The 12,248-nt window shown below is 43.3% G+C and carries 12 protein-coding genes and 1 pseudogene; 7 read left to right on the forward strand and 6 right to left on the reverse strand.

The genetic code is table 11. The annotated features are described in order from the left end of the window. From ruvB to RMY16_RS03895, 4 genes are all read left to right on the forward strand, one after another. The coding region (ruvB, locus tag RMY16_RS03880; RefSeq protein WP_322735254.1) for a Holliday junction branch migration DNA helicase RuvB at positions 1-719 on the forward strand (719 nt) is incomplete at its 5' end. A 256-nt stretch (positions 720-975) separates the two neighbouring features. Continuing rightward, on the forward strand, positions 976-1,779 hold the full coding sequence (locus RMY16_RS03885) for a tetratricopeptide repeat protein (protein ID WP_322735255.1): 804 nt from the start codon (positions 976-978) through the stop codon (positions 1,777-1,779). Positions 1,780-1,790: 11 nt separating this feature from the next. Continuing rightward, positions 1,791-3,065 carry a glycosyltransferase gene (locus RMY16_RS03890; protein WP_322735256.1) on the forward strand — a complete coding sequence of 425 codons (1,275 nt, stop codon included), beginning with the start codon at positions 1,791-1,793 and terminating at the stop codon, positions 3,063-3,065. A 147-nt stretch (positions 3,066-3,212) separates the two neighbouring features. Beyond that, positions 3,213-4,484, forward strand: a complete 1,272-nt coding sequence (locus tag RMY16_RS03895; protein WP_322735257.1) for a glycosyltransferase — start codon at positions 3,213-3,215, stop codon at positions 4,482-4,484. A gap of 45 nt (positions 4,485-4,529) precedes the next feature. On the opposite strand, the gene RMY16_RS03900 is transcribed toward RMY16_RS03895, so the two are convergent. From RMY16_RS03900 to RMY16_RS32980, 5 genes and pseudogenes are all read right to left on the reverse strand, one after another. Continuing rightward, positions 4,530-5,303, reverse strand: a complete 774-nt coding sequence (locus RMY16_RS03900; protein WP_322735258.1) for a phytanoyl-CoA dioxygenase family protein — start codon at positions 5,301-5,303, stop codon at positions 4,530-4,532. 37 nt (positions 5,304-5,340) lie between these two features. Next, positions 5,341-6,729, reverse strand: a complete 1,389-nt coding sequence (locus RMY16_RS03905) for a cytochrome P450 (RefSeq protein WP_322735259.1) — start codon at positions 6,727-6,729, stop codon at positions 5,341-5,343. Positions 6,730-6,815: 86 nt separating this feature from the next. Then, on the reverse strand, positions 6,816-7,619 hold the full coding sequence (locus tag RMY16_RS03910) for a TIGR01548 family HAD-type hydrolase (RefSeq protein ID WP_322735260.1): 804 nt from the start codon (positions 7,617-7,619) through the stop codon (positions 6,816-6,818). 446 nt (positions 7,620-8,065) lie between these two features. Then, a complete protein-coding gene (locus RMY16_RS03915) occupies positions 8,066-8,638 on the reverse strand; it encodes a DUF3611 family protein (RefSeq protein ID WP_322735261.1) in 573 nt (190 codons plus the stop codon). Continuing rightward, positions 8,628-8,906 (reverse strand): annotated as a pseudogene (locus RMY16_RS32980) (alpha/beta hydrolase family protein); the annotation flags it as partial. The gene RMY16_RS03915 and the pseudogene RMY16_RS32980, both read right to left, overlap by 11 nt. A gap of 179 nt (positions 8,907-9,085) precedes the next feature. Between RMY16_RS32980 and RMY16_RS03920 the strand changes: the two are divergent. Beyond that, positions 9,086-9,385, forward strand: coding sequence for a 30S ribosomal protein PSRP-3 (locus RMY16_RS03920; protein WP_013190996.1), 300 nt, complete (start codon positions 9,086-9,088; stop codon positions 9,383-9,385). A gap of 10 nt (positions 9,386-9,395) precedes the next feature. On the opposite strand, the gene RMY16_RS03925 is transcribed toward RMY16_RS03920, so the two are convergent. After that, entirely contained in the window at positions 9,396-11,177 is a 1,782-nt protein-coding gene (locus tag RMY16_RS03925; RefSeq protein ID WP_322735262.1) for a serine/threonine-protein kinase, read from the reverse strand. A 92-nt stretch (positions 11,178-11,269) separates the two neighbouring features. Here RMY16_RS03925 and RMY16_RS03930 point away from each other — a divergent pair, with 92 nt between their 5' ends. Then, a complete protein-coding gene (locus tag RMY16_RS03930) occupies positions 11,270-11,929 on the forward strand; it encodes a hypothetical protein (protein ID WP_322735263.1) in 660 nt (219 codons plus the stop codon). 5 nt (positions 11,930-11,934) lie between these two features. Beyond that, the gene (locus RMY16_RS03935; protein ID WP_322735264.1) at positions 11,935-12,228 is read left to right on the forward strand and encodes a hypothetical protein; all 294 of its coding nucleotides are present in this window, start codon (positions 11,935-11,937) and stop codon (positions 12,226-12,228) included. Positions 12,229-12,248: the final 20 nt, after the last annotated feature.

Genomic DNA, 12,248 nt, shown 5'->3' on the forward strand with positions numbered 1-12,248 from the left:
TGAACATGAAACCAGGAGATATTTTATTTGTCGATGAAATTCATCGCCTCTCGCGGATGACAGAGGAAATTCTCTACCCAGCGATGGAAGATTATCGCTTAGATATTACCATTGGTAAGGGTTCCAGCGCTCGCATTAGAAGTTTGCCACTGTCAAAGTTTACTCTAGTGGGAGCTACAACCCGTGTGGGTGCTTTAACTTCACCACTGCGCGATCGCTTCGGTTTAATTCAAAAACTGCGATTTTACGAAGTTGACGAACTGACTCAAATTGTACTGCGAACCGCTCAATTACTCAAAACCCCTGTCACAGAAGATGGTGCCACAGAAATTGCCCGTCGTTCACGCGGAACGCCACGAATTGCTAATAGATTACTTAAGCGAGTCCGTGATTATGCGGAAGTAAAAAATTCTGGTGAAATTAATGAAAGCATTGCATCTGAGGCATTGCAACTATTCCAAGTAGATCCTTGCGGTTTAGATTGGACAGATCGCCAGATGCTGAGTGTAATCATTGAACAATTTAACGGCGGGCCAGTGGGGTTAGAAACAATGGCAGCAGCAACGGGTGAAGATACTCAAACAATTGAAGAGGTGTACGAACCCTACCTCATGCAGATTGGGTATTTAACTCGGACTCATCGCGGCAGGATGGCAACAAAGGCAGCATATAAGCATTTGGGATTCACGCCGCCTAATGAACAGTTGTCATTATTGTAATTATGGGTATTGGGCATGGGGCAAAACAGTGCTGAGTTAAGAGTTAGGAGTTAGGAGTTAAGAGTTAGGAGTTAAAAGTTATTCTCCCCTCTGCCCCACTCAGCACGGGCTAAACGCCCCGCTACCGCTAACGAAACTCGGAACTCAGCACTCTTGAGGGGCATTAGGCATTGATACTCGTAAATGAGTCTTTGAACTCCATTCCTCTGCCCCATACTCAATGACAAATGACAAAGAACAAATTAGGTAAACCTAAATGATTAAGTTGATTAGTATTCTTCTCAGTCTGTTACTTGTGTTTGGCTGGGGTACACCAGTTATGGCACAATCTCAGCCGCCCATTACTCAAGAACAGTTAAAACAAGGTGATGAGTGGGCAAATCAAGCGTTTATAGCGACGAATCAAGGTGACTTTGCGACGGCTGAAACTTACTGGACAAAGATTATTGAGCAATTTCCGACAAATGCCGGGGCGTGGAGTAACCGGGGAAATTCGCGGGTGAGTCAGAATAAGTTACAAGAGGCGTTGGCAGACTATAACAAAGCTATAGAACTAGCGCCAAATGTCACCGATCCATATTTAAATCGGGGGGCGGCGTTGGAAGGCATGGGAAAATGGGATTCGGCGATCGCAGATTATAATCATGTCTTAGAACTCGATCCTAACGATGCGATGGCATATAACAATCGCGGAAATGCCAAAACAGGTTTAGGAAAATGGGATTCGGCGATCGCAGATTACAAAAAATCTAATGAGATAGCCCCAAATTTTGCCTTCGCCCGTGCTAACTACGCCCTCGCTCTGTATGAAACTGGTAAAAAAGAGCAAGCAATCCGCGAAATGCGAAATATTGCCCGTAAATACTCCAAATTTGCTGATGTGCGTGCCGCCCTCACAGCTGCATATTGGGTAAATGGAGAACAAGGTGAAGCCGAAAGCAACTGGGTAGCAGCTTATGGACTTGATAGCCGCTATAAAGATATTGACTGGGTAAAAAATATCCGCCGTTGGCCTCCTAGCCTAGTTACAGCTTTGGATAAGTTCTTGAAAATCCAGTAGAGGCATTGATCATGACTCATTTTGGTATCATCTGTCCTGGCGCAGCAACCGGGCCGCTCAACACTATGCTTCCCTTGGGGCAGGAACTTCAACGGCGTGGGCATCGCGTCACCCTTTTCGGAACCCTCGATACTCAATCTAAAGCACTAGCAGCAGGAATAGAATTTCAAGCAATTGGTGAAAAAGATTTTGTCCCTCGCTCAACAGCAGAATCCTTTACCAAGTTAGGTCAACTGCGGGGATTGGCTGCATTTCGATACACTATTGACCTGCTGAAGCTTGTTTCATCTGTGACACTCCAAGAGGCTCCAGCAGCAATGAAAGCAGCAGGTGTAGAAGCTTTGCTAGTAAACCAAAGTTCACCAGAGGGAGGGACAATTGCCGAGTTTCTGAAAATCCCTTTCATTATTGTGTGCAGCGCTGTAGTGCTGAATCAAGAACCTAGCATTCCTCCTTTTTTCACAACTTGGAACTATAGCCCAGCTGTGTGGGCACGCTTACGCAACCAAATAGGCTACACCTTACTTAATAGCGTCGTCAAACCATTTGAAGATTTGATTAATGAATATCGTCGAGAGTGGAAATTACCCCTGTACTCTAATCTTAAAGATAGCTACTCTCCACTTGCTCAAATAAGTAATGCACCTGCTGAGTTTGAATTTCCCAGAGAAGAATTACCTCCTTGGTTCCATTTCACTGGAAGCTACCATACTTCAGCTAGTCGAGCAACTGTTTCTTTCCCTTATGAAAAATTAACGGGGAAACCGTTAATTTACGCTTCGATGGGAACATTGCAAAACCGTCTGATTTGGGTTTTTCAGACTATTGCTTCAGCTTGTGAAGATTTGGATGTTCAGTTAGTGATTTCTCTAGGAGGTTCTGCTAAACCAGAATCACTACCAGACTTGGCAGGAAATCCTTTAGTAGTCGAGTATGCACCTCAATTAGAAGTGCTAGAAAAAGCCACCCTCATGATTACTCATGCGGGAATGAATACAACAATGGAATGTCTCAAAAAAGGAGTGCCAATGGTGGCGATTCCAGTTGCTAATGATCAGCCAGGAGTAGCAGCACGTATCGCTTGGACAGGAGCAGGTGAGCTTGTCACTCTCAAAAAACTAAATGTTCCCAGATTGAAAAATGCTATCAAGCGGGTGTTGACAGAAGAATCTTATAAACAGAATGCCCTCAGATTACAAGCAGCTACTCTCCGTGCTGGGGGGGTAAGTCGAGCAGCTGATATTATTGAGCAGGCTGTTTCTACTGGCAAGCCTGTCTTGGCTTAAACACAATAATGAGAATCCCAGCCTAGTTACAGCTTTGGATAAGTTCTTAAAAATCCAGTAGGCACTTGTAACTGAGCAAAAATTTTTTCTTTGCCTATGTAACTGTTTTCTGGTATACATCATTGTAAATATACAGAAACAGCATTTATGACTCATTTTGGGCTGATCTGTCCGGCAACAACTGGTCATCTCAACACCATGCTCCCCTTGGGTAAAGAACTTCAAAAGCGGGGTCATCGCGTTACCTTATTCGGTATACTTGATGCTAAATCCAAGACACTAGCGGCAGAGTTAGAATTCCAAGCCGTTGGTGAATCTGAATTTCCCACTGGAGCGATCGCTGAATCAATAACTCAGTTAGGTAAACTGAGTGGACTCGCCGCGCTGCAATATACCGTCAACTTCCTCAAAGATCAGGCGGCTGTTATGCTCAGAGATGCACCGTCAGCAGTCAAAGAAGCAGGTGTAGAAGCACTTTTAGTAGATCAAGTTTCACCAGAGGGAGGTTCTATTGCAGAATTTCTGGGCATTCCTTTTATTACAGTTTGCAGTGCTGTGGTACTGAATCGAGAACCGAGTGTCCCACCTTATTTTAAAACCTGGGGCTACAATCCAGCTTGGTGGGCGCGATTACGTAACCGAGCCGGCTATACACTGCTGAGTCGTACCGTAAAACCCATTACAGGGGTGATCAATCAGTATCGCCAAGAGTGGAAATTGCCCCCACAGTTTAGCTCTAACGATCGCTATTCCCAACTAGCTCAGATTAGTCAACAGCCTGCACAATTGGAATTCCCAAGGGAAAATTTGCCCCAGTGCTTCCATTTCACGGGCCCTTATCATAGTCCAACTGGTCGGGAACTTCCTGATTTTCCTTATGAAAAATTGACCGGACAACCATTGGTTTACGCCTCAATGGGGACTTTACAAAATCGCCTATTGGGAATTTTCAAGTCTATTGCCGAAGCTTGTAATGATTTGGATGCCCAACTAGTGATTTCGTTAGGTGGTTCTGCAACTCCAGAGTCTCTGGGAAGTTTGCCGGGAAATCCTCTGGTTGTTGGTTATGCACCCCAATTAGAATTGCTTAAAAAAGCGTCTCTCACCATTACCCACGCAGGTATGAATACTACTTTAGAGTCCCTAAATAATGGGGTACCAATAGTAGCAATACCAATTGCTAATGACCAGCCAGGCGTAGCAGCACGTATAGCTTGGGCTGGTGCTGGTGAAGTGGTACCGCTTGCTAGCTTGACTGTTCCCAAGTTGCGAAATGCTGTACAAAAGGTGTTGACGGAAGATTCTTATAAAAAAAATGCAGTTAGGTTACAAGAGGCGATTCAACGAGCAGGTGGCGTGAGTCGAGCAATTGATATTGTGGAACAGGCTGTATCTACAGGGAAGCCTGTTATTTCTTAGAAAATGTCTAAAACAACTTTTAAGAGATTTTGAGCCTTTTTTTGATTAGCCATTCCAATTTCCGGCACGGATTCTTTTGACATCCTTATAAAGGGCTGACTTAAATTCGTACCCAAGTAGCTGTTTAAGCTTTGGACTGGCACGATCTACAACTTCCTGCTGCATATCATGCAATGGGTTTTCAAGGGGACGAACATACTTAGGAGCATAGTTACCAAGGATTGACACTCTTGGCTGGTCAGTAGAATTAATAGAGGTATCATGCCAGCAAAGACCGTGGGAAATCACCACAGAACCAGCCTTGCCAGTTACTTTTTCACCCGTTTTTGAAAATTGCACTAAGTCAGGTGGGCTGCAAAGCTTCTGACTTTCTGGAGCGAAAATAGGGGCACCATTCTCCTGCGTGAAATCTTCAACCATCCAAATTACTTGAATCTCCATCACAGGATAAGCTGGAAATGGCGGTCTCATAGTCCAATAAGGATAGTCTACGTGTACCCCCATATTTGTTGCACCAGAGTTGAGGATATGAGCCGAGAAACCACCGAGAGTCACATCACTACCCAAAATGGCTTCAATGACTGCGATCACTGTTGGATGCTGTACCATCAACTCGAAGATTTCACCTTTGTAGACTAAGCCATAGACTCGTTCTCTTTGGTCGTCAAGCAAAACTTTTCCTTGCAGTTTCTCCTTTTCGGCTAGTTGCAGAACAAGCGATCGCGCTTCTAATGCCTGTGTTTGATTTAACACTTCCTGAATCAGGACATAACCTTTCCCTGTAATAATTTCATTTACTAAACTTGCAACATCTTTCATAGTAAATGCCTCCCTGGCGATCGCATTCTAAAACTTTCTAAACAAAACTAGTCTCCCGAACTGCCTGATTTTGCTGGCGTCTCCCCTTCACCACCATCTTCACACCACCTGCTGGACTAAATAGCAAACCCTTACGTACTGCCTTCACTGGTTTGCTATCAGCCATTTCCATTTCCCAGTGAGACAGCACTGTTGCCAACACCAGTTTCATCTCAAACAAGGCAAATGCCATACCAATACAGCGACGGTTGCCGCCACCAAAGGGTAAATACTCATAGGGAGAAAATTGCCGTTCCAGAAAACGCTCTGGCTTAAATTGTTTCGGTTCAGGATATAAATCTTCTCGATGATGGGTCAAATAAATAGAGGGATTGAGCAAAGTACCAGGCTCAAAGTTGTATTCTCCAATTTGTAGCGGTGATTTGACCACTCGATTTAGTGCCGATATTGCTACTGGATAAAGACGTAGCGTTTCAGAACAGACAGCATTCAAATAAGGCAATCGGAAAATAGCATTTGCATCTGGTTGTTCACCCAACTTATCTAATTCTTGCAGCAGTTTTTCACGTACCTGCGGCTGATGATGAATCCAGTACAGTGCCCATGATAAGGAAGTTGCAGTAGTTTCGTGACCCGCCACTAATAGCGTCATCAACTCATCGCGTAATTCCAAGTCTGTCATCGGCTCTCCCGCCTCATCACGAGCAGCCATCATCAAAGATAGAATATCAGTCCGAGATGAATCGAGTTGTGCTTTGCGATCGCGAATCTCGGCGTAGATAATTTGATCAATCTGCTGCCGTAAACGCAAGTATTTCCCCCAAGGACTCCATGCTCCTAAATCCTGTCGTAATGATGGGAAAAGAAGCAGAACTGTTCTTAAAATAGGGATTTTGGGATTCAGGATTGCAATCAGGAGTTCATTGAGTTTCTCGTAACGTGGCCCATCTTCTAGACCAAATACAGCCTTCAAAATCACTTGGAAAGAGATTGCTTGCATTGATGGCAGAGCTGCAAAGGTTTCTCCAACCTGCCACTGATTAATCACTTGCTTAGTGATGTCGCGGATTAATTCACCATAAGCTAGCATTCGTTCCCCATGTAAGGGTGGTGTCAATAGCTTTCGTTGTCGCTGATGAGGCTTTCCCTCCAGCGCCAGTAGTGATTGGCGTCCTAATAAAGGCGATCTAATCCCTGCTGGCTCACCAGAGTCTAAGTGTTTTGGATCTGTAGTAAAAATCTGCTGAATCGCCTGGGGATTGCTAATGAAAACTTGAGCAGGAGAATTTTGTCCTAGCTGAAGGGTGAAGATATCACCATAGTGTTTAGCACAGTCTTCTAGGTATTCTAAGGGATTAGTCAGCCACTGATACGTCTGTACCCAAGGGTGAGTTTGAGGGCCGTTAGGCAGTTTAAGTGCAGACATTTTTATTAATCTCCCAATGATTAAAGCAAGATTCTTATCAGCCAGTCATTTATGCACCCCTAGCTTGATTAATCTTAAACTACAGATCAAGCAAATGAACTTACCAATTCTTGAATCTGTCTTGGAGTCAATTCCTCCACGTTACGGAAAACTACTGCTGCTCCTGCTGCTATTAGTGTCTTACTATATGCATCACTTCGGGCTGGTGTTTCCTGTACGTGGGGCGGCAGAACGCCTACACCAAGCCAAGTGCGAGAAGAATCCAAAGCCTGTGCTTTCTCGACGGTATACATATCTGCTACCGTATCTCCCACATACACGATCGCTAATTTTTGCTCAATTCCATTATCTAACTCACGAACTGTAGCAAAAAGTCCAGTGGGGTCAGGTTTACCTGGCGCATCTTCCATCGCAATCAACACCGGAGATTCCAAACCCAAGCGTTTTTCTAAGACATAGTTAGCAGAAGCACGAGTCGCACCGCTAAAAAATCCCCAAGCAATCCCCGCTTGGGTAAGTTGTTCTAAATAACTAGGTTGTAATAATAAGGGTTCATTACAGATATATCCTGTAAAATTATTTGGATCTGAGCCTCGGTAACGCGATTGAAAAAACGCAACGATCGCACTGTAATCTAATTGCAGTTGTTCTCGGCTCTGTCCTTGGGTTTCAAAGTAGCGATAAATTAATTCCTGTGATGCTTCCCAATCGTTATTCCACACGCCTTCAGATTTTAGTTGGTCAATATCCAGTGGGGTTGGACGATATGCTTGGGTCGTAAAATATTCTACGGTATCTGCGATCGCCCGGCGGTAGGAACCGCTAACATCGCGCACAACGCCATCAATATCGAAAACAACAATCGCTTTTGCAGAAGTTGGTTGAGTCATGGGTAGGGAGGAAAAGAGTTTTATTTTTATCTTGCCTATGTATTCATCTTTTCATAAATAGCAGAAGCGGAGAATATTGTGTTAAGTAGTTGAAAATCCAAAACTTGGTAAAAGAATTAACTGGTCGCGTTTCGTGAGTCTCCTACAGGACATTTGTGTTAGTCGGGGAGGAACGCTGCTCAGGAATTGGGTACTCTTTACTGGGTACTGGGAAAAAGTTTTTTAAAATTTGGTGGTGGGTAATGAGCAACCACAATAATATGAGCGATTTTTAACCCTTACCCCAATCCCTAATCCCAAGTATTGAGTCCCTTTTACTAAACTCCCTGTAAATAAAGCCCTGGAATTTTCTCAGGGCTTTTGAAATTGAACAGCAAGTGTTCAGTTAAAAATATACAAGGAATTTTTTTTAAGTGTATCGTTTTACTGACTTTTTGCTTTGGTGACTATTGCTCTAACCAGTTAAGCAGTCCAAGTGAAGTAGCGCCTCCGACAAAGTGAGCGCCAATCAGATTGACATTGGCCAAAACCACAAAAATATCTAGAGACCGAATGACATTTTCAGGTCTATAGACTGCTATTGTTTGAGGCAGAGCTAGCGTTTTCGTTAATACAGCAATAACAGCCACTTCAGATGCTAAAAAAGCTAACAATAGCCCTATAAAACTGACAATTACCCCAATTTGTAAGACTTGAATTACGTCCTGTTTACTTGGATGTAATTCCCGATTAGGCGACTGTAAAAGTTTGTCTAAACGCCTGTAGCGGTTCATCCAGTAGAGTCGGAAACACAGCACTAAAATTCCAATAATTCCCAAAAATACTCCAAAACCCATAACCGAATTTGTTGTTGTTTGGGCAGTGACGTTACGGCTAAATATAGCCAGTAACAAAGCCAAGATAGAAACAGTGCCTAATGCTAACTGTACCCAAAAGCTAATTGGTCTTACTACACCGAAAGTGGCTGCAAATTTTCCTTTACTTGGTACAGGTAAGTATGAATTTAGGTCATTTTTCATCTTTGTTCTCCTGAAACTTACGCCAATTGATCGTTGCAATCAAAACCTCTACGCACTGCCTACGTAGATACTTATCCAAGAAGGCTTTTACTCTATTGTCTGCGGCAGTGCCAAAGTCACCATGCCCTGCACCTTTGACAGTGACAAAATAACTCGGTACGCCAACCTTTCGTAAAGCTGTCTCTAGGCGAACAGCCTGAGCATAGGAAACCGTGCGATCCTCAGCACCGTGGACAGTCAGAACTGGTGGGTCGTTCGCAGTAACATACGAAACAAATTTACTTGCTCTCTATCATAAGTCTGTTTCGGTCGCAAGGATCTTTCGTTAACGCCGACTACACCTTATGCTAGCCCAATCCAATCACTGTTTGGTCATTTGATAGGGTATTGCGTTAAAATAAGCGATCGCTATCCTAGTTAAATGCCCGGAAATTCCCGGAGGTGTGATTGACCAAGTTTATTTTGAAAATTCTGTGGTTAGACGAGAACGTTGCCCTAGCAGTGGATCAAGTTGTAGGCAAAGGCACCAGTCCCTTGACTAAGTACTTTTTTTGGCCCAGAAATGATGCCTGGGAAGAGTTAAAAAAGGAATTAGAATCCAAACATTGGATTACTGATGTGGATCGTGTCGAGTTGCTTAATAAAGCGACAGAAGTGATTAACTACTGGCAAGAGGAAGGCAGAAACCGTCCAATGGCAGAAGCTCAATTGAAATTTCCAGAAGTTGCCTTCACAGGTAGCGCTTGATATTACAAAATTAGCTATTGTCATGTTCTACAAGCTGCCACAGTTTGATAGTCTTGTCCCGGCTGCCACTTGCAATTAATTGTGTAACTTTGCTCACAGCAACAGCAGATACTGAGTCTACATGACCAGAGAGAGTAACAATCTCTTCTGCTGTGCTTACCCTCCAAAGTTTAACTGTTTTGTCGCAACTTGCACTTAGGAGTGTTTCGCCATCGGCAGTAAAAGCCACAGCCACCACAGACCAAGAATGGCCTACAAGTGTGCAAATTAGCTGACCAGTGTTTACCTCCCACAATTTAATAGTGTTATCATCACTACCCGTCGCTAAAATTTTCCCATCGGGACTAAAAGCGACTGTCAAAACCGCCCACGCATGACCCGAAAGGGTGCTTAACAAGCTATAGCATGGGCGGTTTTGAATTTCTCTCTGGGAACCTTCTATCTGCCACAAGCGAATTGTTCTGTCATAACTAGCGCTGGCTAAAAGCTGTCCTTGGGGACTAAATGCGACTGAATTTACCTTTAATTGGTGTCCAGCTAGGGTGCAAATTTCTCTGCCTGTATTGACATCCCAGAGTTTGATTGTCTTATCCCAGCTACCACTAGCGAGAATCTGCCCATCTGGACTGAAAGCAACTGATTTTACAGCCTGTGCGTGTCCCAAGAGGATGCAGATTTCCTCTAATGTTTCAACCTGCCACAATTTGATAGTTTTATCATTGCTAGCAGTTGCCAGAATTTTCCCGTCAGGACTGAAGCTAACTGATTTTACAGCTTGAGAATGTCCTGATAAGCTAGCTAGGACTTTTTTAGTATTTAAATCCCACAATTTGATGTTTTTGTCATCACTAGCACTGGCTAAAGTGTAACCGTCAGGACTAATGGCAAGGGCATTCACACTACTTAATGTCCCAGAATGCCCAGTTAAGGTATGCAAGCATCGCCAAGGAGGATTTGGTAATTTAAAATTTTGAGTTTTACATTCCATACCCATTGCTTGCATAACTTCATCAGCCGATTGAAAGCGGCGGTTAACAACGTTTTGCAGCAGCTTGTCGAGGATTTGCGCCAAGCGTAAACTCTTTGAGTCTTGTCGCCAGACATCGCTTACCTTAGTAGTAAGATATTGTTGCCAAACCCAGCAATCGTTAGCAATATCATATAAATCAAAGGGAGGAATCTGGGTAAGTAAGTAAATACAAGTTATACCCAAGCTATATAAATCACTAGCAAAAACGGCTTTCCCCTTCGTTTGTTCTGGTGCAGCGTATTCTGGACTGCCAATACTGGTTTCAAATGTTAACCGATCAATTTCTGTGACAATTTTCGCAGTGGTAAAATCGACTATAACGAAATTCCCCTTTTTAGCAATTGGGGATCTACGGATGATATTTTGGGGTTTAATATCGCGGTGAATGATGTGGCGATCGCTAATCAACTGCAAAACTGGCAACAAATCTTCTAACAGTTGCCAAATCTGAGTTTCATTAAAAGCACCTTCTTCTTCAACCACCTGAGCTAAATTAGTGCCTGCAATAAACTCTTGCACTAAATAAAAATACCCGTTGTGCTGAAAATAAGCCAATAAAGCGGGAATTTGCGGATGCTTTCCTAATTCCTCTAGCTGTTGTCCCATTTGCTGAAAATTTTTAAATATTTCGTATTCCAGCGATAATTCTTGAACGACGCAAGGAACTGGCGTAAACTTACCTTCGTCTATTGCGAGGAAGGTTTTACAGAATCCACCTTTACCAATCTGCTTGAGTAAACGATAACGTTCTTCTAAAAGCAAAATTTCTTTGCCTACATAGCATCCACAATAAAATATAGCTGTTTTTAGTTACTTATAACTCGGAAATGCTTACGAGAAAGTATAAAATCAAGATGCAGAAATTCTTAGGTCTAACCGTTTGCTTATCTGCTGTTATCTCATTTGTGCCTACAGTAGCCTTTAGCCTTCCGCTCTTAGGACAGACATTAAACAATTTAGCTGAAAAAGCTAAGTTAGAGGTTTCTAAGACTACAGGAATCTCGGCTAACAGCCTCAGTGTAGTTAACCAAGTAACTCTAGCTGATACTGGAATCACGCGGTTTAAGCTAATAGATACCCAAGGCAATATCTATGGTGTATCCCTTGATGCTGCTGGCAATCAAATTAGTCAGGAAGCGTTAGAGCAGGCTATTCAAGCAATCAATAATAAGGGCTTCGTTGGCAAATTGGAAACCGAATTAGCTAATCGCATTGCTCAAGGCAGTAATAGCCCTATCAAGGTCATTTTTCATCTAAAAGGAGAAACAGTTCAGCCTTATCGAGGATCGAACCAGAGTGAGCATCAAAATCACTTAAATACTCTTAAATCTCACTATCAGCTAATTCAGCAACCTCTTGTAAACCAACTTAAGGAAAGTAACCAACGGGTCATTTATCAATCTCTTTATACACCAATTGTGGTGGCGGAAGTTACCCCTTTGTTAATCCAAACGATCGCTGCTCGTTCTGATGTAGAGCGAATCTATCTTTCGCGACGGACAATTAGAAGGTAAAACGATTGAATTTTAGTTTGCCAGAAGAGGCTGAACGTGGCTTGTTGCAACTATTTCCTCCCTTGCCTCCTCTGCTTATCCAAACCGTATTGGGGGCGCACATATCTCATTGGTGTCAACTTAACGTGAAAGCCAGCCTAGAAAAAGCTTTTAGATATTGTCTCGTTGTCTCGTTCCTAGCTTCAGACTGGGAATGCTGTCCTAAAGGCTGCGCCTCCCTTGCTGGCGGCAGAGCCGCAATTGAAGTGCATTTCCAGCCCAGAGGCTGGAAACGAGATTTGACGAAGCTTTTAGCTTAAGTTGACACTTACTTATGCAC

Origin of the sequence: Nostoc sp. DedQUE12b (assembly GCF_034530835.1) — a bacterium.
Classification (GTDB): Bacteria; Cyanobacteriota; Cyanobacteriia; order Cyanobacteriales; family Nostocaceae; genus Nostoc.

Coding starts and splice junctions, on each gene's coding strand:
- RMY16_RS03890 (WP_322735256.1), top strand. CDS start 1,791: ATGACTCATTTTGGTATCATCTGTCCTGGCGCAGCAACCGGGCCGCTC.
- RMY16_RS03905 (WP_322735259.1), bottom strand. CDS start 6,729: ATGTCTGCACTTAAACTGCCTAACGGCCCTCAAACTCACCCTTGGGTA.
- RMY16_RS03930 (WP_322735263.1), top strand. CDS start 11,270: ATGCAGAAATTCTTAGGTCTAACCGTTTGCTTATCTGCTGTTATCTCA.
- RMY16_RS03885 (WP_322735255.1), top strand. CDS start 976: ATGATTAAGTTGATTAGTATTCTTCTCAGTCTGTTACTTGTGTTTGGC.
- RMY16_RS03895 (WP_322735257.1), top strand. CDS start 3,213: ATGACTCATTTTGGGCTGATCTGTCCGGCAACAACTGGTCATCTCAAC.
- RMY16_RS03900 (WP_322735258.1), bottom strand. CDS start 5,303: ATGAAAGATGTTGCAAGTTTAGTAAATGAAATTATTACAGGGAAAGGT.
- RMY16_RS03910 (WP_322735260.1), bottom strand. CDS start 7,619: ATGACTCAACCAACTTCTGCAAAAGCGATTGTTGTTTTCGATATTGAT.
- RMY16_RS03915 (WP_322735261.1), bottom strand. CDS start 8,638: ATGAAAAATGACCTAAATTCATACTTACCTGTACCAAGTAAAGGAAAA.